The 24,798-nt window shown below is 59.3% G+C and carries 24 protein-coding genes; 9 read left to right on the top strand and 15 right to left on the bottom strand.

Annotated features, from left to right (window positions below):
• Nucleotides 1-131 precede the first annotated feature (131 nt).
• The gene (locus ACR0AC_RS09165) at nt 132-1,238 is read left to right on the top strand and encodes a hypothetical protein (protein ID WP_480872933.1); all 1,107 of its coding nucleotides are present in this window, start codon (nt 132-134) and stop codon (nt 1,236-1,238) included.
• Here ACR0AC_RS09165 and ACR0AC_RS09160 read toward each other — a convergent pair.
• Genes ACR0AC_RS09160 through ACR0AC_RS09145 form a run of 4 tightly spaced genes read right to left on the bottom strand, consistent with a single transcriptional unit; the run spans nt 1,227 to nt 4,143 of the window.
• Nucleotides 1,227-2,279, bottom strand: coding sequence for an aromatic ring-hydroxylating dioxygenase subunit alpha (locus ACR0AC_RS09160; RefSeq protein ID WP_480872931.1), 1,053 nt, complete (start codon nt 2,277-2,279; stop codon nt 1,227-1,229). The genes ACR0AC_RS09165 and ACR0AC_RS09160 overlap by 12 nt on opposite strands.
• Before the next feature lie 5 nt (nt 2,280-2,284).
• Nucleotides 2,285-2,620, bottom strand: a complete 336-nt coding sequence (locus ACR0AC_RS09155; protein WP_480872929.1) for a carboxymuconolactone decarboxylase family protein — start codon at nt 2,618-2,620, stop codon at nt 2,285-2,287.
• 14 nt (nt 2,621-2,634) lie between these two features.
• Nucleotides 2,635-3,393, bottom strand: a complete 759-nt coding sequence (locus tag ACR0AC_RS09150) for an amino acid ABC transporter permease (RefSeq protein WP_480872928.1) — start codon at nt 3,391-3,393, stop codon at nt 2,635-2,637.
• A gap of 9 nt (nt 3,394-3,402) precedes the next feature.
• A complete protein-coding gene (locus tag ACR0AC_RS09145; protein ID WP_170453368.1) occupies nt 3,403-4,143 on the bottom strand; it encodes an amino acid ABC transporter ATP-binding protein in 741 nt (246 codons plus the stop codon).
• A 121-nt stretch (nt 4,144-4,264) separates the two neighbouring features.
• On the opposite strand from ACR0AC_RS09145, the gene ACR0AC_RS09140 reads away from it, so the two are divergent.
• Entirely contained in the window at nt 4,265-5,035 is a 771-nt protein-coding gene (locus tag ACR0AC_RS09140) for a transporter substrate-binding domain-containing protein (protein WP_170453367.1), read from the top strand.
• A 33-nt stretch (nt 5,036-5,068) separates the two neighbouring features.
• Here the strand turns inward: ACR0AC_RS09140 and ACR0AC_RS09135 are convergent, their stop codons facing one another.
• Nucleotides 5,069-5,677 carry a helix-turn-helix domain-containing protein gene (locus tag ACR0AC_RS09135; RefSeq protein WP_480872925.1) on the bottom strand — a complete coding sequence of 203 codons (609 nt, stop codon included), beginning with the start codon at nt 5,675-5,677 and terminating at the stop codon, nt 5,069-5,071.
• A gap of 55 nt (nt 5,678-5,732) precedes the next feature.
• Between ACR0AC_RS09135 and ACR0AC_RS09130 the strand changes: the two genes are divergently transcribed.
• Together ACR0AC_RS09130 and msrA are read left to right on the top strand one after the other, a co-directional pair.
• Nucleotides 5,733-6,482 carry a creatininase family protein gene (locus ACR0AC_RS09130; RefSeq protein WP_480872924.1) on the top strand — a complete coding sequence of 250 codons (750 nt, stop codon included), beginning with the start codon at nt 5,733-5,735 and terminating at the stop codon, nt 6,480-6,482.
• A 100-nt stretch (nt 6,483-6,582) separates the two neighbouring features.
• The gene (gene msrA, locus ACR0AC_RS09125; protein WP_480872922.1) at nt 6,583-7,254 is read left to right on the top strand and encodes a peptide-methionine (S)-S-oxide reductase MsrA; all 672 of its coding nucleotides are present in this window, start codon (nt 6,583-6,585) and stop codon (nt 7,252-7,254) included.
• Here msrA and ACR0AC_RS09120 read toward each other — a convergent pair.
• Nucleotides 7,251-8,123 carry a ribokinase gene (locus tag ACR0AC_RS09120; RefSeq protein ID WP_480872919.1) on the bottom strand — a complete coding sequence of 291 codons (873 nt, stop codon included), beginning with the start codon at nt 8,121-8,123 and terminating at the stop codon, nt 7,251-7,253. The genes msrA and ACR0AC_RS09120 overlap by 4 nt on opposite strands.
• A gap of 3 nt (nt 8,124-8,126) precedes the next feature.
• Nucleotides 8,127-10,382: an NADP-dependent malic enzyme gene (locus ACR0AC_RS09115; RefSeq protein ID WP_480872917.1), complete on the bottom strand. Its 2,256-nt coding sequence runs from the start codon at nt 10,380-10,382 to the stop codon at nt 8,127-8,129.
• A 161-nt stretch (nt 10,383-10,543) separates the two neighbouring features.
• Here ACR0AC_RS09115 and mutS point away from each other — a divergent pair, with 161 nt between their 5' ends.
• A complete protein-coding gene (gene mutS, locus ACR0AC_RS09110) occupies nt 10,544-13,159 on the top strand; it encodes a DNA mismatch repair protein MutS (RefSeq protein ID WP_170453689.1) in 2,616 nt (871 codons plus the stop codon).
• Nucleotides 13,160-13,217: 58 nt separating this feature from the next.
• Here the strand turns inward: mutS and ACR0AC_RS09105 are convergent, their stop codons facing one another.
• Complete coding sequence (locus ACR0AC_RS09105; protein ID WP_170453361.1) at nt 13,218-13,781, bottom strand: nucleotide exchange factor GrpE; 564 nt, start codon at nt 13,779-13,781, stop codon at nt 13,218-13,220.
• A gap of 10 nt (nt 13,782-13,791) precedes the next feature.
• On the bottom strand, nt 13,792-14,856 hold the full coding sequence (gene hrcA, locus ACR0AC_RS09100; protein WP_170735535.1) for a heat-inducible transcriptional repressor HrcA: 1,065 nt from the start codon (nt 14,854-14,856) through the stop codon (nt 13,792-13,794).
• Nucleotides 14,857-14,968: 112 nt separating this feature from the next.
• Here hrcA and rph point away from each other — a divergent pair, with 112 nt between their 5' ends.
• Genes rph through ACR0AC_RS09080 form a run of 4 tightly spaced genes read left to right on the top strand, consistent with a single transcriptional unit; the run spans nt 14,969 to nt 17,794 of the window.
• Complete coding sequence (rph, locus tag ACR0AC_RS09095; protein WP_480780822.1) at nt 14,969-15,682, top strand: ribonuclease PH; 714 nt, start codon at nt 14,969-14,971, stop codon at nt 15,680-15,682.
• Complete coding sequence (gene rdgB / locus ACR0AC_RS09090) at nt 15,679-16,293, top strand: RdgB/HAM1 family non-canonical purine NTP pyrophosphatase (RefSeq protein ID WP_170453358.1); 615 nt, start codon at nt 15,679-15,681, stop codon at nt 16,291-16,293. The genes rph and rdgB overlap by 4 nt, the downstream gene beginning before the upstream one ends.
• Nucleotides 16,283-17,437: a radical SAM family heme chaperone HemW gene (gene hemW, locus ACR0AC_RS09085; RefSeq protein ID WP_170453357.1), complete on the top strand. Its 1,155-nt coding sequence runs from the start codon at nt 16,283-16,285 to the stop codon at nt 17,435-17,437. The genes rdgB and hemW overlap by 11 nt, the downstream gene beginning before the upstream one ends.
• Nucleotides 17,438-17,440: 3 nt before the next feature.
• On the top strand, nt 17,441-17,794 hold the full coding sequence (locus ACR0AC_RS09080; protein ID WP_170520898.1) for a YbaN family protein: 354 nt from the start codon (nt 17,441-17,443) through the stop codon (nt 17,792-17,794).
• On the opposite strand, the gene ACR0AC_RS09075 is transcribed toward ACR0AC_RS09080, so the two are convergent.
• From ACR0AC_RS09075 to rho, 6 genes are read right to left on the bottom strand one after another with little or no spacing between them, the layout of a single operon-like run.
• Complete coding sequence (locus tag ACR0AC_RS09075; RefSeq protein WP_170735526.1) at nt 17,784-18,680, bottom strand: ParB/RepB/Spo0J family partition protein; 897 nt, start codon at nt 18,678-18,680, stop codon at nt 17,784-17,786. The genes ACR0AC_RS09080 and ACR0AC_RS09075 overlap by 11 nt on opposite strands.
• Before the next feature lie 20 nt (nt 18,681-18,700).
• Nucleotides 18,701-19,504 carry an AAA family ATPase gene (locus tag ACR0AC_RS09070; RefSeq protein ID WP_170453354.1) on the bottom strand — a complete coding sequence of 268 codons (804 nt, stop codon included), beginning with the start codon at nt 19,502-19,504 and terminating at the stop codon, nt 18,701-18,703.
• Nucleotides 19,497-20,117 (bottom strand): 16S rRNA (guanine(527)-N(7))-methyltransferase RsmG, encoded by a 621-nt coding sequence (gene rsmG / locus ACR0AC_RS09065; RefSeq protein WP_480872913.1) that lies wholly within the window; start codon nt 20,115-20,117, stop codon nt 19,497-19,499. The genes ACR0AC_RS09070 and rsmG overlap by 8 nt, the downstream gene beginning before the upstream one ends.
• The gene (mnmG, locus tag ACR0AC_RS09060; protein WP_480872912.1) at nt 20,114-21,982 is read right to left on the bottom strand and encodes a tRNA uridine-5-carboxymethylaminomethyl(34) synthesis enzyme MnmG; all 1,869 of its coding nucleotides are present in this window, start codon (nt 21,980-21,982) and stop codon (nt 20,114-20,116) included. The genes rsmG and mnmG overlap by 4 nt, the downstream gene beginning before the upstream one ends.
• Before the next feature lie 12 nt (nt 21,983-21,994).
• A complete protein-coding gene (gene mnmE / locus ACR0AC_RS09055) occupies nt 21,995-23,281 on the bottom strand; it encodes a tRNA uridine-5-carboxymethylaminomethyl(34) synthesis GTPase MnmE (RefSeq protein WP_480583261.1) in 1,287 nt (428 codons plus the stop codon).
• A 30-nt stretch (nt 23,282-23,311) separates the two neighbouring features.
• On the bottom strand, nt 23,312-24,583 hold the full coding sequence (gene rho / locus ACR0AC_RS09050) for a transcription termination factor Rho (RefSeq protein WP_170453350.1): 1,272 nt from the start codon (nt 24,581-24,583) through the stop codon (nt 23,312-23,314).
• Between the last annotated feature and the right edge of the window lie 215 nt (nt 24,584-24,798).

Genomic DNA, 24,798 nt, shown 5'->3' with positions numbered 1-24,798 from the left:
CTCCTGCGGTTAATTGCCGGTGTTTTTGGGAGTGTCAGTAAAAGTTTTTACTGGCAAGAGATTTTTGATTATAACAAAATCGTGAACAGACCAGCGAGTCTTGGGATCATTCTTGGTAAGGGGCAGACGGAATGCACCGGTCTGATTTGTATTCAGGCGCTGAAAACCTGTTGCTGCGATGCGGTGGCCTGTCCCGGGGCGATCGCCTGCTTGTTCTGTGCGAAGACCCCGGAAACGCCTACTACGATGAAGAGATCGGACAGGCCATTCTGGACTGCGCCCGCACCCTGCAGATCGACACATCGGTACAAACAGTGCCTTTTGACCCGATTGAGGTCAAACTGTCCGACCAATTGATTGCCGATATGAAGGCTGCGGATCGAACGCTGTTCCTGTCCCGCACCGGCGACCAGATCAGGTTTGATACGGGCTTGTCGGGCATTCAGCCCATAATGTCATATGCGTTGGACGCGCAGATGCTGGCCTCGGGCTTTGGCCGGGCGAACTATACCGGGTTTGTTGCGCTGAAAAACGCGGTGAACGCTGTTATGGCCGGGGCCGAGCGCATCCACGTCACCTGCCCCTTGGGCACGGATTTCAGCGGGCCGGGGGCCGCATATCCTAAGCAAGGCGCCACGGATGTCAGCGTGGCGCGCTTTCCGATGTCCGTTTTTGCGCCCGTCCCGGCCCAGGGCTTTTCCGGCATTGTGATGCAGGATGGATTTCTTGTGGGGACCGGGTCGAAATTCTATCAGCCTTATGGCTGCGACCTGAGGGAGCCATTGGCGGTTCACTTCGACGGCGGGCGTTTGACCGGATTTTCCGGTCATGACATGGACGTGCACTGCGCACAGATGCATTATCAGAAGGTCGGGCAGATGTTTGATCTGGACCCGATGACCATGCACTCGTGGCATGCAGGCATTCATCCGGGATGCGCCTACACCGCGCCTGCTTTCGAGAATTTCGAACGGTGGAGCGGATCGGCCTTTGGCAACCCCCGCCTGTTGCATTTTCACACCTGCGGGCATTACGCACCGGGTGAGATTTCGCTGAACGTGCTGGACCCGACGATTGCCGTGGATGGCATGGCGATTTGGGACAATGGTATTTTCAGGCCCGAGCTGATCCCCGGCGGGCAGGCAGTTCTGGACGAATACCCCTGTATCAGAGCCGTTTTTGACGCGCCCGAACAGCGGGTCGGTCAGGGCGCAAATGGCCGGTTGTCAGCCCACTGATTCGGACGCGATCATCTTCGCCACCCGCGACCGGAACCGCATCGCGCCCGCATCCAGCCCAAGGTTGATATAGCCGGATTTGCGCTGCGCCATACCGGTCTGGACGTATTCCAGCACCTCTTTGTCCTCGTTGAACGCCATAACCGCGCCGTCGAACATCCGCTGGGACATAGCCGCGTCATCGGCATGCATGTTGCGATGCTGGAACCAGAAATAGCGTGCGCTTTCGTGATCCACCGGCGTGATGAAGTTGTAAGAGATATTGATGAACGCATTGTCCGAGATGGGACGATCCGCCCCGCCTTCCCCCACCGGCGTATAGATGGACATGTTGATCGCGGTGGACGGCAGGCGGCATTCGTAATGCTGCTTGCGGTCGCAGGTTGGGCCAAAGGGCAGGATCGGCGCATAGTATGGCGGTGCAGGTTCGTCCGCGATCCAGCGTGAGACGATGACGCCGCTTTCGGTCTCTTCCAGATCAAGGGGCCGATTGTCGGTTCCGGCCCCGGCAAATGAGGTCAGATGCACCCAGGCCACATGGCTGGGGTCCAGCAGGTTGTCGATGATGTACAGGTAATGGCACGCCATCTCCATCGCGCCGGTCTGGGTTTTGCCCCAGCTTGGGTTGTCGAAATTCGGGATGTCGATGATGTCATCCGGATTGGCCTGCGCCGGGTCGCCCATCCATAGCCACAGGAACCCCCAGCGATCCTCGGCCGGGTAGGAATGCACAGCGGCGCGGCGCGGGGGGTTGTCCAACTGCGTTGGCGCGATCACACATTCGCCGCTGCAATCGAAGGTCAGCCCGTGATAGCCGCAAACAACATGATCGCCCTCGATCGTTCCGCGCGACAGGGGCAGTTTGCGGTGCGGACAGGCATCTTCCAGCGCAATGGCCGCGCCTTTGGTGTCGCGGTAGATCACGATCTCTTCGTTCAGCATCCGCACGGGGCTGAGATCGCGACTGAAATCCCCGCTGCGCCCTGCAACGTACCAGCAGTTTCGGATAAAACCCTCGGCTCCGGCCAGATCAGGACGCATGGGGGCTACTCCGAAAACACATCAAAGGCTTTCAGGGCCTTTGCACTGTATCCGAAGGATGGGCCTCCACCCATATAGGTTGCCATGGCGAGCGCCTCGCACAGCTCCTCGCGCGTGGCACCCAGGCGGACGAGCGATTTCACGTGAAACCCGATGCAGCTGTCGCATTTTGTGGCAACGGCAATGCCCAGCGCGACAAATTCCTTGGTCTTTTCGCTTAGCGCACCATCGGTCTTGGCGGCCTTTCCCATGATGCCAAAACCGCGCACGGTTTCGGGCACTTCTTTCGAGAAGGTGCCGATATTGGCCTCGGTCTCGGCCATGAAGTCTTTCCAGCCCATTTATTATCTCCGTCTTAACCGCGTTCATCCGCGCCCATGCGGCGTTCCAGCCAGCGCACACCGGCGCTGATGATCAGAACCAGGATCAGGTATTCGAAAATCAGCAATGTGTAGATTTCCAGCGGGCGGTATTCCGTCACCACCAGCTCGTTCGCGCGGCGGGTCAGCTCCTGCATGCCGATGACGCTGGCAAAGGCGCTCATCTTGACGATGTAGATGAACTGGTTTGCCAAGGGGGGCAGAATGCGTCGGATCGCCTGCGGCAGGATCACGTAGCGCATGGTTTGCACATAGTTCAGCCCGATGGTCTGCGCAGCTTCGCGCTGCCCGCGTGCGATGGATTGAATGCCCGCGCGGTAAATTTCAGCCGTGAAGGCGCTGTCGGAAATCGCCAGCGTGATGATTGCACCCCAGAACGGATCGATTGGGATATTCATGCCCATCGACTGGAACACAATCGGCAGGCCGTAGAACACCCAAAACAGCATGGGCAGCAGCGGAATCGCGCGGATGAACTCGACATAGACCCTGTTCAGCAACCGCCAGCCGCGTTTTTCGGACAAACCGGGCAAGGCGACCAGCAGACCGATCACAATCGACAGAACGGCGGCGATCAGAGAGATCTGGATCGTCGCCCCCATGCCCGAAATCAGGAATTTCACATTGGTCCAGCCCGTATCCGTCGTGGGGTCGATCACGTACCAGCCCCAGGTCTGGGACGAGGAACAACCGGTCAGCAACAAGAGCGGCACGATCATCAGAAGCTTTTTCATCATGCCCACCTAATGCTGCAAAATCTGGCTCAGGAACTTCCGGCACCGATCCGATGTGGGATTGGTGAAGAAATGTTCCGGCTTGCCCTGTTCCACGATCTCACCCGCATCCATGAAGATCATGTTGTCGGCAACCTTGCGGGCAAATCCCATCTCGTGGGTGACAACAACCATGGTCATGCCTTCATTCGCCAGTTCGACCATCACATCGAGCACCTCGGCGATCATTTCGGGATCAAGGGCCGAGGTCGGCTCGTCAAACAGCAGTACCCTGGGCTCCATGCACAGGGACCGGGCAATCGCCACGCGCTGTTGCTGGCCGCCAGACAGTTGGATCGGGCGTTTGTCGGCCTGATCTGGGATATGCACCCGCTCAAGGTAATGGCGCGCGCGGTCTTCGGCGTCTTTCCGGCTGAGGCCGCGCGCCTTGATCGGGCCCAGCGTCAGGTTTTCCAGAACGGTCAGATGCGGGAACAGGTTGAACTGCTGAAACACCATGCCGACCTCGGACCGGATCGTGGCCACGGATTTGGCATCGTCCTTCAGTTCGACCCCATCGATGCGGATGGTGCCTTTCTGGTGCTTCTCCAACTGATTGATACAGCGCACAACAGTGGATTTGCCCGACCCCGAAGGTCCGCAGATCACCACCTTTTCGCCGCTGTTGACCGTCAGATTGATGTCCTTGAGAACGTGAAACGTATCGAACCACTTGTTCACATCAACAAGCTCGATGGCGGCGTCTGGCATTGGCTGACCTGCCCTTATTTTATTCACAGTGGAATATTTTCTTGAGGTTATCTTCCCCTTCGCGCTTAAATCAAGGAACAATATGGCAGCAAGACCCAACCGCCACCAACGGGAGAAATAAATGAACACGATTTGGAAAGCTGCGGCAGCCGCAGCGCTTGGACTGGTATTGTCGGGCGCGGCACATGCACAATCGGCCCTGAACGAAGTGCTGGATTCGGGCGTTCTGAAAGTCGGCACAACCGGCGACTGGAACCCGATGTCCCTGCGCGATCCGGCGACGAACAGCTACAAGGGCTATGACATCGACATCATGAACGAACTGGCCACCGATCTGGGGGTCGAGGTCGAATATGTGCCGACCGACTGGAAAACCCTGGTCAATGGCGTGGTTGCGGGCAAGTACCACCTGACCGGCTCGGCTTCGATCTCGCCGCCGCGCATGAAGGTTGCCGGGTTTTCGGACAGCTATATCGCGGTCGAGTTGTTTCCCTACACCACCAAGGACAAGGCCGACAAATTCGACGGCTACGACTCGATCAACCAACCCGACGTGACGGTTGCCACCACTTTGGGCACCACCTTTGAAAAGCGCGTGCGTGAATGGTTCCCGAATGCGGAAATCAAGGTTGTCGAAGCGCCGGCCCGTGGCTTTCAGGAGGTTATCGCCGGACGTGCGGACGTGTTCATCACATCGAACATCGAAGGCTCGACCCTTGAAGACAAATTCCCGGTTGTCCGCGTGAAGAATGCGGGCCCCCGTTCGCCTTCGCCCATCGCCATGATCCTGCCGCAGGACGATCAGGTCTGGATCAACTACGTCAACAACTGGATCGAGGTGAAGAAGGCGCAGGGTTTCTTCGAAGCGAATCGAGAGAAATGGGGTCTCTGACCTGACCAGCGCCCGGCCAACCGCCGGGCGTTTTCAATTTCCGCTGGGCACGGCCTTGGCCACAACGGTTATGAAACTGACCTTGTCCGTCTTCAGCTCAACCGGCCCATGCGCTGCGTTTGAATCAAAGCTTAAGGAGTCGCCGGGGCGCATATGATAGGTCTCATCCCCGCAGCCATAGACCATCTCACCATCGGTGACGTGGATGAACTCGATCCCCTGATGTTGATATGACGGTCGTGGCCCCAGAGGCGAGTCCAGCGTTACGCTGAAGCTTTCGAAACTGACATGCTTGGCCTCGGCGCGGCCGATCAGCTTGTAGCTATGACCGTAACCACTGCCCAGCCGCTGCACCGTCACACCCTCGCCCGCCGCAACAAAGGACACGTCGGACCGTTCGACCGTTGCGGCAAAGAAATTGATCAGGGGGACACCGATCCCGTTTGCCAGCGCATCCAGCGTTCCAAGCGAGGCCGAGACCTGTCCGCGCTCGATCTTGGATATCATCGCGGTCGAGACCCCGGACTGACCCGACAACTCGGCCAGCGTCAGACCTGCAAGCATACGATGGGTTTTGACGGCCAGCCCGATCACATGATCAAGCGGCGGCTTCTGGGTTTCAATGGTACGTGGCTGTTCCATGCGCTCAGCGTATCGGCGTGTTGCCAAAAGGAAAAGCGATAGTCAGGCTGTCACCATGAAACTGGATCATATGACATGGTATGAGGTCGAGGCCCGGATCGAGGCCGGGGCCGCAATCCTGCTGCCCGTAGGATCGACCGAGCAGCATGGGCCGATGGGCCGGATCGGAACCGACACGATCTGCGCCGAAGCGATAGCGCTGGCCGCAGCCAAGCGGTGCGACGCCATCGTGGCTCCGGCGCTGGCCTACACCCCGGCCCCGTTCAACACGGCCTTTCCCGGTACGGTCTCCCTGTCGGAGCCGATTTTTCAAACCATGGCGAGCGAGGTCATCTCGGGCCTGCTGGCGCAAGGGTTTACCGGTGTTTTTGTTGTGAATGGTCACGGCGCCAATCTGGCACCGTTGAACCGCATCGCTGACGCCCTGCCCGCAGATCGGATTCAAATTGTCAGCTGGTGGGAGCCGCCCAGCGTCAACGCCCTGCGCCAGAACCTTTATGGCGCGTGGGAGGGGATGCACGCCACCCCGTCCGAGATCGCGATCACGCAAAGCCTGTTGGGGGCTCTGCCAGCGGGATTGGCCGCCGATCCCCCCGTGAAACTCAGCCCTGAATACATCCGCGCCCATAGCGGCGACCGTCACGGCCCGCCCAATGAGCACCGGGCCGCGTTCCCGGATGGCCGCGTCGGATCCCATTCCGCGCTGGCCACGCCCGAGGATGGCGCGCGCCTGCTGGACACCGCCGCACAGGCGATCGCAGAACAGTTTGCAGCGTTTCAGGATCTGGCGAGACAGGTTGGTTAGGCGACGGATAAACTCGTCTCACCAGCGCGTGACAATCGATGTCAGGCAATTGCAACGGGTCGGTTCTCGGGCCACTTTCAGTCTCGGAAGGAGACCTGCCATGACCCGAACTGCCTACCTCGATTTTGTGAAACCTGCCCTGTTGCTGACGTTTTTAGCTCTGGCCGCGATGTTGCGAGTCCTGCCCGCTCAGGCGGCAGGCACCGAGACACTGACCGTTGCGGGCGGGTGTTTCTGGTGCGTCGAATCCGATTTCGAATCCGTTCCCGGCGTTGTGGGCGCGGTGTCGGGATATACCGGTGGCAAATCGGCCAACCCAACCTACGATCAGGTCTCAAAAGGCGGTACAGGCCATTACGAAGCGGTTCAGATCACCTTCGATCCTGCCCGGGTTTCCCGTGAAACGCTTTTGAACATGTTCTTCCGCTCGGTCGATCCCACCGATGCGGGTGGCCAGTTCTGCGACCGGGGTGACAGCTATCGCACCGCGATTTTCGTCTCTAACTCAGGCGAAAAGGCACAGGCGGAAAAAGCTAAGGCACAGGCGCAGGCCGCATTGGGTCAGACGGTGGTGACGCCAATCTTGCAGGAATCTACCTTTTACCCGGCCGAGGCCTACCATCAGGACTATTACAAAGGCGAAAAACTGGTTCTCACCCGCTTTGGTCCGAAACGTCAGAAGAACGCCTATAAGGCCTATCGCAATGCCTGCGGTCGGGATGCGCGTGTGAAACAGCTTTGGGGCACAGACGCGCCCTTTGCCGGGTCTTAATCGAAAGACGCGTCGCGCACTTCGCGCAGATCAGGAATAACATCCGCCGTACCGTGCCGCGTGACCATCAGGGCCGCGGCACGGTTTGCTTGCAGGATCGCCTGTTCCATCGGCATTCCCCGGTCCATCCCGGCCAGAACATAACCCGTGAACGTGTCCCCCGCACCGGTCGTATCGACCGCCTGAACCTTGTGGGCCGCGAAATCGACCGGATCACAGCCCTGTTGCAGATACCGCGCGCCATTTGCGCCAAGGGTGACGATGACATGGCGCACCGGCAGTTGCGCGGCGTCCAGCCCGGTTTCCTGCCGCAACTGTTCGGCCTCAACCTCATTCAGGATCAGAAAATCCAGATAAGGCAGAACGTCCTGTACGGCCTGGGCCTGAAACGGCGCTGCCGCGTAGCAGACGGTCAGGCCCAGCTCGTGCCCCATCCGGGCAGCTTCGACCTGCGCGTTGGTTTCGTTCTGCAGAACCAGAAGGTCCCCGGTATTTGCAGATGCCAGCGCCTGCCCGACCTGCGACACCTCCAGCGCGTGGTTGGAGCCGGGGAAGAGGACGATCAGGTTCTCACCCTGCGCATCCACGGCCACGATGGCATGACCGGTGGGCACATCGACTTCGGCAATGAACCTTGTGTCGACGCCATATTCGGTCAGCCGATCCTTCGCCCAGCGCCCGTCGGCCCCGACCGCGCCAATATGGCTGACCCGTGACCCGGCCCGCGCTGCCGCGACCGACATATTGGCCCCCTTGCCGCCCAGAAAACGCTCCAGCCCGCTGGCCGCCAGCGTCTCCCCCGGCGCAGGCAGATGCGGCAGGGCATAGACCATATCCGCATTGATCGAGCCGAGGTTCCAGATCGTCATGGCTTATCCAATATCGCAAGAGGCCAGAATGGCCATGTTCAGAATGTCATTCGCCGTCGACACGGTCGAGCAGATCTGGATCGGCTTGTCGACACCGGACAGGATCGGGCCGATCACGGTGGCGCCGCCCATTTCCTGCATCAGCTTGGTCGAGATGCTGGCCGAATGGCGTGCAGGCACGATTAGGATATTTGCCGGGCCGGTCAGGCGCGAGAAGGGGTACGCCTCTTGCTGATCGAGGTTCAGCGCCACATCGACGGTCATCTCGCCTTCGTATTCGAAATCGACGCCGCGACGGTCCAGAACTTCGGGCGCGACATGCATTTTCTCGGCCCGTTCCGATACCGGATAGCCGAAGGTCGAGAAGCTGACGAAGGCCACACGCGGCTCCAGCCCCATATGACGCGCCACAGCGGCCGAGCGTTCTGCGATGTTGGCCAGATCGTTTTCGTCCGGCCATTCATGCACCAGCGTATCGCCGATCAGCACGATGCGGCCCTTATGCAGCAACGCAGTCACGCCCGCCGCGCCATGGGCGGCATCGGCGTCGAATACATGGTTGATCCGGTCCATCACATGGGCCGATTTGCGCGTGGCACCGGTGACCAACCCGTCCCCATGCCCATGTGCCAGCATCAGCGATGAGAACACGTGCCGGTCGCGGGCCGCAAGGCGGTGGATGTCTTTGCGATCGAACCCTTTGCGCTGCAAACGCTTGTAAAGGAAATCCTTATAGGTCTCGAGATGCGTGGTGTTCGCAGCGTTGACCACATCAAGCTCACGCACGGCGTCGCCCAGACCTGCCTCTTCCAGCTTGGTTTTCACCTCGTCGGGCCGACCGACAACCAACGCCTTGCCAAAGCCCGAGCGCTGATACATCACCGCCGCGCGCAGCACGCGGGGATCGTCGCCCTCGGCAAAGATCATTCGGCTTTGCGCCTGACGGGCGCGGGCGTTCAACCCGCGCAGAATGCTGGCCGTCGGGTCCATGCGGGATTTCAGGCTCAGCTCATAGGCGTCCATGTCGATGATCGGACGCCGCGCCACGCCGGTATCCATCCCGGCCTTGGCGACCGCAGGCGGGATACGGTGGATCAGGCGCGGATCGAACGGCGTCGGGATGATGTAATCGCGGCCAAAGGTCAGCGATTTACCATAGGCCATGGCGACTTCATCCGGCACATCCTCGCGCGCCAGACGGGCCAGCGCATGGGCACAGGCGATCTTCATCTCGTCATTGATGGCGCGGGCATGGATGTCCAACGCGCCACGGAACAGGTAGGGGAAGCCCAGAACGTTGTTCACCTGGTTCGGGTAGTCGCTGCGCCCGGTGGCGACGATGGCATCGACGCGGACCTCGTGCGCTTCTTCCGGCGTAATCTCGGGATCCGGGTTGGCCATGGCGAAAATCACCGGGTTGTCGGCCATGCTGGCGACCATATCCTGCGTCACCGCACCTTTGACCGACACGCCCAGGAACACGTCCGCGCCCTTCATGGCCTCTTCCAGCGTGCGCAACTCGGTGGTGATCGCGTGGGCCGATTTCCACTGGTTCATGCCCTCGGTCCGGCCCTGATAAATCACGCCCTTGGTGTCACAGACGATGCAATTTTCATGCTTTGCACCCATCGCCTTGAGCAGTTCGATACAGGCAATCCCCGCAGCGCCTGCCCCGTTCAGAACGATCTTCACATCCTCGATCTTCTTGCCCGAGATATGCAGCGCGTTCAGCAGACCCGCCGCACAGATCACCGCCGTGCCATGCTGGTCGTCGTGGAAGACGGGGATGTCCATCTCTTCCTTCAGGCGCTGCTCGATGATGAAACATTCCGGCGCCTTGATGTCTTCCAGGTTGATACCACCAAAGGTCGGCCCCATCAGCTTGACCGCGCGGCAGAACTCATCCGGGTCCTCGGTGTCCAGTTCGATATCGATCGAGTTCACGTCAGCAAACCGTTTAAACAGGACGGATTTCCCCTCCATCACCGGTTTCGAGCCCAGCGCGCCAAGATTACCCAGGCCCAATACGGCGGTCCCGTTCGAGATCACGGCCACCAGATTGCCCTTGTTGGTATAGTCATACGCCGTCTCGGGCGCTTCGGCGATGGCTTCGCAGGGAACCGCCACGCCGGGGCTGTAGGCCAGCGACAGATCGCGCTGGGTGGTCATGGGGACGGTGGCTTGCACCTCCCACTTGCCGGGGGTGGGGTCCAGGTGAAAGGCCAGCGCCTCTTCTTTGGTGATCTTCGCTTTGGGCATTTTAAACGTCGGTTCCATGACTTCGGGGCTGATGCCTCATAGCGCAGGCGGGGCTGCGCCTCAACGGGAATACGTTTTCACCTTTCGTCGCGGGGGCCGCGTTTGTAAGGTCGCGCCCGGAATACGCCAGAAGGGGGCCGCTTTTGTCCACAGTCACGCCGATGATGGCGCAATATCTCGAGATCAAAGAGGCCCATGCCGATGCCCTGCTGTTTTATCGCATGGGCGATTTCTACGAGATGTTTTTCGAGGATGCGGTGAATGCCGCCGAGGCGTTGGATATCGCCCTGACCAAACGCGGCAAGCATAACGGCACCGACATTCCGATGTGCGGCGTGCCGGTTCATGCCGCCGAGGGCTATTTGCTGACCCTGATCCGCAAAGGGTTCCGCGTGGCCGTCTGCGAACAGATGGAAAGCCCGGCCGAGGCGAAGAAAAGAGGCTCTAAATCGGTGGTAAAGCGCGATGTCGTACGTCTGGTGACACCCGGCACTCTGACAGAGGACGCGCTGCTTGAGGCCCGCCGCCACAACTTTCTGGCCGCTTATGCCGAGGTCCGGGATGAGGCCGCTTTGGCCTGGGCCGACATTTCCACCGGTGCGTTTCACGTGATGCCTTTGACGTCCATACGCCTCAGCCCCGAACTGGCCCGGCTTGCCCCGTCCGAGTTGATCGTGGCAGACGGGTCGGAACAGCCTCTGCAGGAATCCGTCCGCGATCTGGGCATTTCACTCACTCCCATCGGGCGCGCCAGTTTCGACAGCACCGCGGCAGAAAAACGCATCTGCGGGTTGTTTCACGTGGGCGCTTTGGACGCGTTCGGCACGTTTGGACGCGCCGAGATTTCGGCAATGGGCGCGCTGATCGACTATCTGGAGATCACGCAAAAGGGCAAACTGCCCCTGCTGCAAACGCCTCTGAAAGAATCTGAAGACCGAGTGGTCCAGATCGACGCCGCCACCCGGCGCAATCTGGAACTGACCCGATCTTTGTCCGGCGGACGCGCCGGATCGCTGCTGTCGGTGGTCGACCGCACAGTCACACCGGGCGGCGCGCGGCTGCTGGAACAGCGCCTCTCCAGCCCCTCGCGCAATCTCGACGTCATCCACGCCCGTCTGGACGCGGTGAGCTTCGCCACCGAAGACAGCCTGACCGCCTCGGACCTGCGCGAGGCGTTGCGCAAAACCCCCGATCTGGACCGCGCCCTGTCGCGGCTTTCGCTGGAACGCGGTGGCCCCCGCGATCTCGCCGCCATCCGCAACGGTCTGGCGCAGGCGGCGACCATCGCCGAACTCTGCGCCCCGCAAGACCTACCCGTCCTTCTGGCCACCGCCGTGCAGAACCTGACCGGTTTCGACGACCTGCTGACCCTGCTGGACGACGCCCTTGTCGCCGAACCGCCCCTGCTGGCCCGCGACGGTGGCTTCATCGCCCCCGGTTTCGACAGCGAGTTGGACGAGGCCCGCACCCTGCGCGACGAAGGCCGATCCGTCATTGCAGGGTTTCAGCAGAAATACGCGGAACATACCGGCATCACATCGCTGAAGATCAAACACAACAACGTGCTTGGCTATTTCATCGAAACCACGGCAACCCATGCCGAAAAGATGCTGAACCCGCCGTTCTCCGAGACCTATATCCACCGCCAGACCACCGCCAATCAGGTGCGGTTCACCACCGTTGAACTGTCCGAGATCGAAACCCGCATCCTGAATGCGGGTAATCTGGCGCTGGAGATTGAAAAAAGGCTCTATCAAAGGATTTCTGGTGAGATTCTGGCCAAAGCTGCGCATCTGAATCAAGCCGCCCGAGGGCTGGCCGAACTCGATCTGACCACCGCGCTGGCCGATCTGGCACGCGGCGAAAACTGGTGCTGCCCGCAGGTCGACACCTCGCGCGCCTTCGACGTTCAGGGCGGTCGCCACCCGGTTGTCGAACACGCCCTGCGCCAGCAAGGTGGCGATGCCTTCATCGCCAATGACTGCGACCTCAGCGCCGACAAGGGTGCCGCCATCTGGCTGCTGACCGGCCCCAACATGGCGGGTAAATCAACCTTCCTGCGCCAGAACGCCCTGATCGCCTTATTGGCGCAAATGGGCAGCTACGTCCCGGCAGAGAAGGCCCATATCGGCCTCGTCAGCCAGTTGTTCAGCCGTGTCGGCGCATCCGACGATCTGGCACGGGGCCGCTCGACCTTCATGGTGGAAATGGTAGAAACCGCCGCCATCCTGAACCAGGCCGACGACCGCGCGCTGGTGATCCTCGACGAGATTGGCCGCGGCACCGCCACTTATGACGGGTTGTCGATCGCCTGGGCCACATTGGAACATCTTCACGCGGCCAACCAATGCCGCGCGCTCTTTGCGACCCACTACCACGAACTCACCGCGCTGGCCGGTAAACTCGAAGGCGTCGACAACGCCACCGTGGCGGTCAAGGAGTGGGAAGGCGAGGTGATCTTCCTGCACGAGGTCCACAAAGGCGCCGCCGACCGGTCCTACGGCGTACAGGTCGCCCAGCTTGCAGGCCTGCCCGCATCGGTGGTGGACCGGGCGCGTATCGTACTGGACCAGCTGGAAAAAACCGAACGCGAAGGCGGCAAGCAAAAAGCCCTGATCGATGACCTGCCCCTGTTCTCCGCCGCGCCGCCCCCGCCGCCGCCAGCCCCCAAGGCTTCCCCTGTCACCGACATGCTGGCGGATATTCTGCCGGACGAGCTTACCCCGCGCGAGGCCCTCGACCTGATCTACAAACTGAAAGAGGCGGCCAAATCCTGACCGCCCCTTCTTCTGTTCAAAAATACCTCCGCCGGAGGCTTGGCCTCGCAGAGGCCAATCAGCTCGCAGGTGTCGACGACACCCCAACCTGCGCCGGACGCAGCAACCGGTCATGCAGCATGAACCCTTCGGCAGAAACCTGAATGATATCGCCCGCGCGGGTCCCCGGCACCGGAGCCTCAAACATCGCCTCATGCACATTCGGATCGAAACGGTCGCCAACTTCGGGCGTGATCACCTCGATCCCGTGCTTCTGGAACACATCCTTCAGCGCCCGCATGGTCAGCTCAACACCTTCCAGCAAACCGGCAGCCACTTCTTTCTGCTCATCCGTTGCCGCCTCAAGCGCGCGTTTCATGTTGTCGTAAACCGGCAGCATGTCGCGTGCCAGTTTCGATCCGCCATACTGTTCCGCATCGCGGCGCGCCTTGTCGCCACGCTTGCGCGCATTCTCGGCATCCGCCAGCGCGCGCATGAACTTGTCCTTGTAATCGTCCCGCTCGGCACGCAGCGCGTCGATCTCCAGCGCCTCTTCGCTGATATCCATCAGCTCTTCGGCCAACTCTTCCGCCTCGGCGGTTGCGATATCGTCCAGAAAATCTTCGTTCTTGGGCTCTGCCATCTCTTACCCTCTAGCTCCGGTCGGATATCAGCTTGCCGACCAGTTGCGCCGTATAATCCACGATCGGCACGATCCGTCCATAGTTCAGACGCGTGGGCCCGATGACCCCAACCGCACCGATAATCTTTCGATCAGCGTTCATATATGGAGACACCACCAAAGAGGAACCCGAAAGTGAGAAAAGTTTGTTCTCGGAGCCGATAAAAATGCGCACACCGTCGCCTTCTTCGGTCAATTCCAGAAATTCCGCGATGTCACGTTTGCGTTCCAGATCGTCAAACAGGGTGCGGATACGGTCCAGCTCCTCGGCCTCGCCCGAGTCACCCAGCAGATTCGCCCGCCCCCGCACGATCAAACGGGCCGAGTCGCCCCCGTCCCCATCCCAGGCGGCCATGCCGCTTTCGACCATCTCACGCGCCAGCACGTCGATTTCCTGTTTGCGCGCGTCGATCTGGCTTTGCATCTGACGGCGAACTTCGCTCAGCGTGCGCCCCTCGATCAGCGCATTCAGGAAATTCGCCGCCTCGCGCATCGAACTGGGCGTCTGTCCGGGTGGTGGCGTGAACAGGCGGTTTTCCACATGCCCGTCCGAGAACACCAGAACCACCAGCGCGCGATCATGCGCCAGTGAGACAAACTCGATATGTTTGATCTCGGTCTCATGTTTGGGGGTCAGAACCAGCGAGGCCCCATGTGTCACGTGTGACAAGGCCGACCCCACTCGGTCCAGCATTCCGCCCACATCGCCCGCGTTAGAGCCTAAAGTCTCATCCAGTTTCTGCCGATCATCGGCGCCGAGATCGCCGACCTCCAGCAGCCCATCAACAAACATCCGCAAGCCCATCTGCGTCGGTACGCGGCCCGCGCTGACATGGGGGCTGTCGAGCAGGCCCAGAAACTCAAGATCCTGCATCACGTTACGCACGGTCGCGGCGCTGACTTTCTCGGACAGCGTACGGGTCAGGGTGCGGCTTCCAACGGGTTCACCACTGTCCAGATAGCTTTCGACGATCAGCCGGAACACCTCACGCGACCGGTCATTCATCTCGTCCAGAATTCTGCTTGCTTCGCTCATCTGCGTTCCCCTGCTGGGCCGTCATTAAATCGCAGGCAAATGAAAGGTCAATCGGGGTTGCATCGTAACGCTGCGGGGCGTTATCCCCAACCCAGCAAACAAAGGATTTTCCATGCGACCCTCAGGACGTGATCTAAACGAAATGCGCGCGGTTTCAATCGAGACCGGCTTTACCAAACATGCCGAAGGTTCCTGCCTGATCAAGATGGGCGATACCCATATACTGTGCACCGCCACCATCGAGGATCGCGTGCCGCCGTTCATCAAGGGCTCGGGTCTGGGCTGGGTTACTGCCGAATACGGAATGCTGCCCCGCGCGACCAACACAAGGATGCGGCGTGAGGCGGCAAGCGGCAAGCAAGGCGGGCGCACCGTGGAAATCCAGCGCCTGATCGGCCGCGCCCTGCGTGCCGGTGTGGATCGGGTTGCCTTGGGTGAACGTCAGATCACAATAGACTGTGATGTGATCCAGGCCGATGGCGGCACCCGTTGCGCCTCGATCACCGGCGGTTGGGTGGCGCTGCGTCTGGCGGTGAACAAGCTGATGAAGGCGGGCGATGTGATTTCCGATCCGCTGGTGGACCCTGTTGCCGCCGTGTCCTGCGGGATTTACGCTGGTCAGCCGGTTCTGGATCTGGACTACCCCGAGGACAGCGAAGCGGGCGTCGATGGAAACTTCATCATGACCGGCTCGGGCAAACTGATCGAAGTGCAGATGAGCGCCGAAGGCTCGGTCTTCAGTCGCGCGCAGATGGATCAGCTGATGGATTTGGCCGAAAAAGGCGTCGGTGAACTGGCCGCCGCACAGAAAGCCGCCACCGCATGACCCGCAAGTTCGACGGCGACAGGCTTCTGGTCGCCACCCATAACACAGGCAAGCTTGAGGAGATGGCGCATCTGCTTGAGCCCTTTGGTGTGACCGTCGTGGGCGCAGGCGAGATGAACCTGCCGGAACCGGAAGAGACCGAGGATACCTTTGTCGGCAACGCCCGGATCAAAGCTCATGCCGCGGCAAAGGCCACCGGCCTGCCTGCCCTGTCGGACGATTCCGGGATCACCATCGACGCGCTGGACGGTGCGCCGGGCGTTTACACCGCCGATTGGGCCGAAACCGGCGAGGGCCGCGATTTCCTGATGGCGATGACCCGCGCCCATAACGAACTCGAGGCGAAAAACGCCCCTCATCCGCGCACCGCGCAATTCCGCTGCACGCTGGTTCTTGCCTGGCCCGACGGGCATGATGAGGTGTTCGAAGGCATCGCCCCCGGCCATCTGACCTGGCCAATCCGTGGCAAGGACGGGTTCGGCTATGATCCGATGTTTGTCCCCGAGGGCCATGACATTACCTTTGCCGAAATGGATCGCTGGGAAAAGAACAAGATCAGCCATCGCGGCCGCGCGGTGGAGATGTTCGTGAAAGGCTGCTTTGGCGGATGATTGGCGCAACGGGGGCTTTGGCCTGTATGTGCATTGGCCCTTTTGCGAGGCCAAATGCCCCTATTGCGACTTCAACAGTCACGTTTCCAGAAATATTGATCAAAAACAATGGCTTGTTGCGTATCTGGGCGAGTTGCACCGCAGCGCCGCCGAAACCCCGGATCGTGTCCTTGATACGATTTTCTTTGGCGGCGGCACGCCTTCCCTGATGGACCCCGAAACGGTCGCGGCGGTAATAGATACGGCCCGCGCCCTGTGGCGCCCGTCGAACGATATGGAAATCACGCTTGAGGCCAATCCCGGCTCGGTCGAGGCTGGCCGGTTCGCCGCTTATCGCGACGCGGGTGTGAACCGCATCTCGATGGGCGTGCAGGCGCTGAATGACGACGACCTGCGCCGGTTGGGCCGCATCCATACCGTGGCCGAGGCCCGCGCCGCCTATGACATCGCGCGCAATTGCTTTGACCGGGTCAGTTTCGATCTAATCTATGCCCGCCAACACCAGACGCTGGACGCGTGGCGCGCGGAACTGTCTGATGCATTGTCGATGGCTGTCGACCACCTGTCGCTGTACCAACTGACCATCGAGGACGGCACCGCCTTTGGCGACCGTTACGCCGTCGGCAAACTGCGCGGCCTGCCCGAAGATGACAGCGCCGCCGATATGTACTTGGCCACGCAGGACATCTGCGACGCCCACGGCCTGCCTGCCTATGAGGTCTCCAACCATGCCCGCCCCGGTGCGGAATCCCGGCACAATCTGATCTATTGGCGCTATGGCGATTACGTGGGGATCGGTCCCGGTGCCCATGGGCGGGTCACGTTGAACGGCCAGAAACACGCAACCGAGACCTACCTGAACCCGGACCGCTGGCTGAAAGCGGCCACACAAGGCAACGGGGAAAAAGAGCGCACAACGTTATCCCCGACGGATCAAGCCAAAGAATACCTTATGATGGGTATGCGCGTAGCTGAAGGACTAGATATTGATCGATACAGTCGGTTATCTGGCCTACCCCTGCCCTCGGACGCACTGGATCACCTGACCGATATTGGCATGATCTGCCATCAGAACGGGCGGCTTAGTGCAACAGCAGATGGGCGCGCGGTTTTGAATGCCGTGATCCGAGAGCTTTTGGAGTAGCGAATGCAGTTTCTCTGGGCCGGGCTGGGACTTGTTTGCGTTGCGCTTGCAATGGTCGGAGTCGTTCTGCCGTTGCTGCCTACGGTGCCTTTTCTGTTGCTGGCTGCGTTTTTTTTCGCCCGATCCTCCTCCCGCCTTCATAACTGGCTGATCACGCATAGGCTGTTCGGGCCAATGATCCTGGACTGGCAGCGATCCGGTGCCATTCGTCCAGCCGCAAAAAAGGCGGCCACCTTGTCGGTCGCCGCCGTGTTCGGCCTCTCGGTCGTGCTATCCGCGCCGCCCCATGTCCTGATCATTCAAGCCGTCGTTCTGGGCGGCGTCATGGTCTTTATCTGGACCCGGCCTAGCGGCTGAGTTTGGCACACAAATCGTCCAGCTGATCCAGATTCTCATAGGTCAGAACAACCTGCCCGGTCTCGGTTCCCGGCTTGTGATTGATCGACACTTTCATCGCCAGAATAGCCGAAAGATCCTTCTCCAGCGCCCGCGTATCCGCATCCTTGCCCGCATTCAGGTTTCGCGACTTCGGCGCGGGGCGGTCAGTATCACCCTGCTGTTGCTTCTTCACCAAAGCCTCGGTGGCGCGGACGGACAGACCTTCCTTAACAACCTGTTTGGCAAGTTCCGACGGATTCTCGGCCGTGATCAGCGCCCGCGCATGCCCTGCGGACAGTTTGCCTTCGATCACCAATGTCTGCACGTCCAACGGCAGGGACAAAAGACGCAGAAGGTTTGCAATATGGCTGCGGCTTTTGCCCAAGGCCTCGGCCAGTTTTTCCTGCGTGTGACCAAACCGGTCCATCAACTGTTTATATCCGGCGGCTTCTTCCACCGCGTTCAGATCGGCCCGCTGAATGTTTTCAATGATTGCAACTTCCAGAACCTCGGTATCGTCGAAATCCCGAACTATGACTGGAATATCATGCAGTTGCGCCATTTGCGCTGCGCGCCAACGACGCTCGCCCGCGACGATTTCATAGGCGCCTTCGCCGATGGACCGCACGATCAGGGGCTGGATGATGCCCTTTTCCTTGACCGAGGCCGCGAGCTCATCCAACTGCTCTGGCGAAAACGTCCGGCGCGGCTGATTTGGGTTGGCTTGCAGCTTTTCAATCGGAACCGTCAGGTCAGGTCGACGCGGCTGAGTCGGTGCGAGACCATCAGCTTCCTGAGTTACATCCGCCATCAGGGCAGACAACCCGCGTCCCAGCCCCCTTGGTTTTGCTTTCTTGGCGCTCACGTCGCCCTCCTCACTGCCGCTTAAGCGGCGACTTTATTGTTCTTGTGCATGACTTCGCGGGCCAGATGCCGATACGCCATCGCCCCAAGCGAACCTGAATCATATTGCAAAACAGGCAACGCATAAGACGGGGCCTCACTGACCCGGACATTCCGCGGTATCTTGGTTTTAAAAACCATCTCACCCAGATTGTCACGCGCATCTTTTTCGACCTGACGGGACAAGTTGTTGCGGTTGTCATACATGGTCAACACAACACCTTCGATTCTCAGGTCCGGATTCGCGGTTTGCCGAACCTCTCTGATCGTCAGCATAAGCTGCGAAAGACCTTCCAGCGCGAAGAATTCGCTTTGCAATGGAACCAGCACCGAATGGGCGGCAACCATGGCGTTCACAGTCAACAAATTCAGGGATGGGGGGCAGTCGATCAGAACAAAATCAAGCTCAAAACTGTCGATCGAGGTCTGACGCAGCGCATCATGCAACAGATAGCTGCGTTTTTCGTTGGAAATCAGTTCGATATCGGCAGAACTCAGGTCAACAGTGGCCGGAACGACAAACAGCCCATCAATCTCGGTCTCCTGCACAACCGCTTCCAAGGGCGCATCGTCAAGAATGAGGTCGTAGGTGGTCCAATCCCGATCTTCGACACCCAGCCCGGTTGAAGCATTACCCTGAGGATCCAAGTCAACCACCAAAACGCGGCATCCGGCCTCGGCCAACCCTGCTGCCAGATTGATCGCCGTGGTTGTCTTTCCAACTCCGCCCTTCTGATTGGCAACCGCAATTATCCGGGGCCCGGAAGGACGAGACAGATCAACCACGTGATACTCCTTTGATCTTAAGGATGACAGCCTGGGGTTCTGTTAAACTTGTAATCGGCTCGGCTTCGAATTTCCATTCTTCCTGTGCCTCGACCAGTTCTTTTTTCCAGTTCGCGCCTTTCGGCAACAAGGCCGTGCCGAACTCGCTTAAATGCCTGTCACAAAATGACAAAAGCGTATTCAAGTCTGCCAGGGCCCGGGCTGATAGGATGTCAGCGCCCAATGGATCAATCGCTTCGATCCTTTTGGAGATCACCTGGCAGGAAACCCCGCATTCCCGCGCGACATTCCGCAGAAAAGCAGATTTCCTTTGATCGCTTTCGACAAAACGAAAATGGGTGTTCGGCGCCTCTTCCACAGCAATGATCGCACAGACCATCCCGGGAAAACCGCCACCGCTACCCAGATCAGCCCAGGCTTCAAAGGGATCAGCGCACCGGAACACCTGTACTGAATCCAGAATGTGCCGATTCCAGATGTCATTCATGCTGTTACGCGATACCAGGTTGATCCTTGGATTCCAGCGCTTCACCAGGTCAACATAGAGGCTCAGCCGCTCGAATGTTTCACGTGAAACATCGAGCGCATCGAGTTTTGAATGGTCCAGAGTCATGCTTTTCGCGCTTTTTCGTCCCGACGCAACTTGGCCAGCACCAGTGTCAAAGCCGCCGGAGTCACGCCTTCAACCCTGCTGGCTTGGGCGATATTTGCTGGTTTGGCTTGCGAGAGTTTCTGTTTCATCTCTGATGACAACCCATCGAGCGAAAAGAAATCGAATTCGCGCGGAATAACATAGGACTCATCACGCTTCATGGCTTCGACGTCGCGCTGCTGTCGTGCGATGTAATTCGCATACAGCGCATCCCGCGCAATCTGCAGCCGAATATCAGGTTCCACCGAGGTCAACTGAGGAATGAGCGGCAACATATCTTCAAAAGAGACGTCAGGAAACGCCAGAATCGCCATCCCATCCCGGCGATTTCCGTCCTGATTGACGTTGATTCCAGCCTCTCGGACCTGTTTTGGGGTGTATGTCTGCTGGGTCAGCAGCGATTTGGCGGCATCCAACTTGTCCATTTTGGCTTCAAAATGGACACGGCGTTCCTGACCAACACATCCAGTCTGCACCCCCAGCGGGGTCAAGCGTTGGTCCGCATTGTCCGCCCGCAGAGACAACCGAAACTCGGCGCGTGAGGTGAACATACGGTACGGCTCAGCCACCCCTCGGGTTGTCAGATCATCAATCATGACGCCGATATAGCTATCGGCCCGCGTGAAATGCAGCGGATCTTTGCCCTGTACGTCCAATGCCGCGTTGAGGCCCGCGACCATGCCTTGGGCTGCCGCCTCCTCATATCCTGTGGTGCCATTGATCTGACCCGCAAGATATAGTCCGGGAACATCCGGCAGAGACAATCTTGCGGTCAACACACGCGGATCGACGTAATCATATTCAATCGCATATCCAGGCTGAAGGATCTCGGCCTGTTCCAACCCTTTGATCGACCGGACATAGTCCAGCTGCACGTCTTGCGGCAGCGAGGTTGAGATCCCGTTGGGGTATATTGTATGATCATTCACGCCTTCCGGTTCCAGGAAGATCTGATGCGAGTCCTTATCCGCGAACCGAACAATCTTATCTTCAATTGACGGGCAATACCGAGGCCCAACACCGTCGATATGACCGCCATACATCGCCGATTTACTTAGGTTTTTTTCAATAATCTCATGGGTCCGCGCGTTTGTATGTGTGATCCCGCAGGAGATTTGGGGCGCGACAACCGAAGTCGACAAGAACGAAAACAGGGTCGGTTCATCATCCCCGTCCTGCCGCTCTAACCCGGTCCAGTCGATGGTTCGCCCGTCCAGCCGAGGTGGTGTACCTGTTTTCAGGCGTCCGGTCGGCAGGTTGTAGCTGTCCAGCCGCTCTGCCAGTTTGACAGAGGGTCGGTCGCCCATGCGGCCTCCGGGCTTGGACACGTCACCGATATGAATAACGCCGCGCAGGAAGGTACCGGATGTAAGGATGACAGCGCGCGCTTTGACCTCTGAACCGTCGCCGAGTTTCACTCCGGCCACGCGCTCCCCATCCATCAGAAAATCGATCACTTCACCAACAATGACTGACAGATTGCTCTGGCCTTCCGTCTCTTTCTGCATCGCCGCGCGGTACAGCGCGCGGTCGGCTTGGGTTCTGGGCCCCTGCACCGCCGGGCCTTTGCGGCGGTTCAAAAGACGAAACTGGATACCCGCCTGATCCGCGACCCGACCCATAACGCCATCCAGCGCGTCGATTTCGCGCACAAGATGGCCCTTCCCCAGCCCACCAATGGCCGGGTTGCAGGACATGACCCCGATGTCGGATGCGGACAACGTGACCAGTGCTGTCGCCGCTCCCATACGGGCCGCGGCGTGAGCGGCTTCGGTTCCCGCATGGCCGGCGCCTATGACTACAACATCGAAGTCCGAATGTTTCACGTGAAACACTCCTTATTTTCCAAGACAGAAGCTTGAGAAGATTTCGTCCAACAAATCTTCGACCCCAATTCTGCCGACCAAAACCTCAAGCGCGCGGATCGCGGTGCGCAGTTCTTCTGCTGCAATATCATACAGGTCCGGGCCTGATTCCAGAACCGACATGGTAACGGTCAACGCCTCTTTGGCGTTGATCAGCGCAATCCTGTGCCGTTCGCGGGTAGCTATACCATGGCTAGTGGTTCGTTCACCAAGAACACACGATATGTTGGAAATCAGCTCATCTATCCCTTGCCCGGTTTTACCCGAGACACCGAGCGTACCACCTTGCTGAAGATCCGCTTTCGGCCTGACCTGAATGTCACCGGACCGCATTTCGACGCCAAGCTCTGATGGATCGTCGGTGAGGAAAACACGCAAGTCAGCTGCTTCCGCGCGCTTCTTCGCCAGCGCAATACCCAGGTTTTCGACATGATCTTCGGTGTCGCGCAACCCGGCTGTATCCAACAGAGTGACCGGCAGCCCGGCCAGATCCATGCGCACTTCGATCACATCCCGCGTTGTACCCGCATATTCCGACGTGATTGCAGCCTCGCGCCCGGCCAAAGCGTTCAACAGAGTGGACTTGCCTGCATTGGGCAGGCCTACAATGGCAACTTCGAACCCGGTTCGTATGCGTTCTGCGATCCGAACACTGTCTGCTTCGCGTTGCAACTCTGTGCTCACGCCTAAGATCAACTGCCGGACTTCCGGGGTCACATCGGTGGGAACCTCTTCATCGGCGAAATCAATCACAGCCTCCAACAGGGATGCAGCCCGGATCAGATCGCGCCGCCAGCGTTCGGCCAGATTACCCAACTCTCCGGCCAGAATCGTCTGTGCCTGTTTGCGTTGCGCTTCGGTTTCGGCGTCGATCAGGTCTGCCAGACCCTCGACCTGAGTCAGGTCCATCTTGCCGTTTTCAAGGGCGCGACGGGTGAATTCTCCGGGTTCGGCCAGACGCAACCCGTCAGTCTCAGACAGGCATCGCATCACAGCATTGACGGCGGCGGTACTGCCGTGGATTTGCAACTCGGCGACGTCTTCACCGGTAAAGCTGGCCGGGGCCCGAAAGGTCAGGATCAGCCCATCATCCAGACGCGCGCCATCTGCGTCCCGCAGGGTGCGCAGGTTCATACCCCGCGGCGGAAGAGGGCCACCGGCTATCTTTTCCGCAGCGGTACGGGCGACAGGGCCAGAGAGGCGGATGACCGCCACCCCTGCTTTGCCTTGCGCGCTGGCCAAGGCGAATATCGTATCCATTCGAAGGCCTCGCGTGGGTTAAGACCTGTGTCAGGTGTTCATCGAATCGAAGAACTCGCCGTTTGTCTTGGTCTGTTTCAACTTGGACAACAGGAACTCGATGGCGTCGGTCGTGCCCATCGGGTTGAGGATGCGGCGCAGAACAAACGTCTTGGCCAGATCGCCCTTGTCGACCAACAGGTCCTCTTTCCGGGTGCCGGATTTGAGAATATCGATCGCCGGGAACACGCGTTTGTCGGCGATCTTGCGATCCAGAACGATTTCCGAGTTACCGGTGCCTTTGAATTCTTCAAAGATCACCTCGTCCATCCGGCTGCCGGTGTCGATCAGCGCCGTGGCGATGATGGTTAGCGAGCCACCCTCTTCGATGTTCCGGGCCGCACCAAAGAAGCGTTTCGGGCGTTGCAGAGCGTTTGCGTCCACACCGCCGGTCAGAACCTTACCCGAGGACGGGACCACGGTGTTGAACGCCCTACCAAGTCTTGTGATCGAGTCGAGAAGAATTACAACATCTCGTTTATGTTCGACCAGACGCTTGGCTTTTTCGATCACCATTTCGGACACGGCCACGTGACGCGTCGCCGGTTCGTCGAAGGTCGAAGACACAACCTCACCCTTCACCGAGCGCTGCATGTCCGTCACCTCTTCGGGGCGTTCGTCGATCAGCAGGACGATCAGATAACACTCCGGGTGGTTCTGTTCGATCGAATGGGCGATGTTCTGCAGAATCACCGTCTTACCGGTCCGCGGCGGCGCCACGATCAGCGACCGCTGGCCTTTACCGATGGGCGAGACCAGATCGATCACACGGGCCGACTTGTCCTTGATGGTTGGATCTTCGATCTCCATCTTCAGCCGCTCATCTGGGTAGAGCGGCGTCAGGTTGTCGAACAGGATTTTGTGCTTGGCCTTCTCAGGGTCTTCAAAGTTGATCTTTGTGACCTTGGTCAGCGCGAAATACCGCTCGCTATCATCCGGCGCTTTGATTTCGCCTTCAACAGTGTCGCCGGTGCGCAGCGAATGCAGACGGATCATGTCGGGCGAGACATAGATGTCATCGGGACCCGGCAGATAGTTCGCCTCGGGCGAGCGCAAGAAGCCGAAGCCGTCCTGCAGAACCTCAAGCACACCATCGCCGCCAACGGTCCAGCCCTCATCCGCGCGTTCGCGCAGGATCTGGAACATCATCTCGCCCTTGCGCATGGTCGAGGCGTTTTCGATTTCCAGCTCTTCGGCCATCGCCAGAAGGTCTTTGGGGCTTTTGGCCTTCAAGTCGGCCAGATTCAGGGATTCAGAGGACATGATATATACCTTCACCGCTGACAGCGCGGCACGAAGTGGAATTTCAGTACGGAAGATACGCCGCCCGGACGGGCGTGTTGACCCCTACATAAGCGCGCCTGCGACCGGAGTCAAACAGCGCCTGAAACCACTTTAAATTTCATCGTCATCGAAACACGCTGCCTCTCGCTACGCTCGAACGCGCGTTTCGACTCTTCTTTCTTTCTGAAAACGTA

The organism is Ruegeria sp. H7, assembly GCF_056532945.1.
This window is presented reverse-complemented; position numbering and strand designations above follow the sequence as displayed.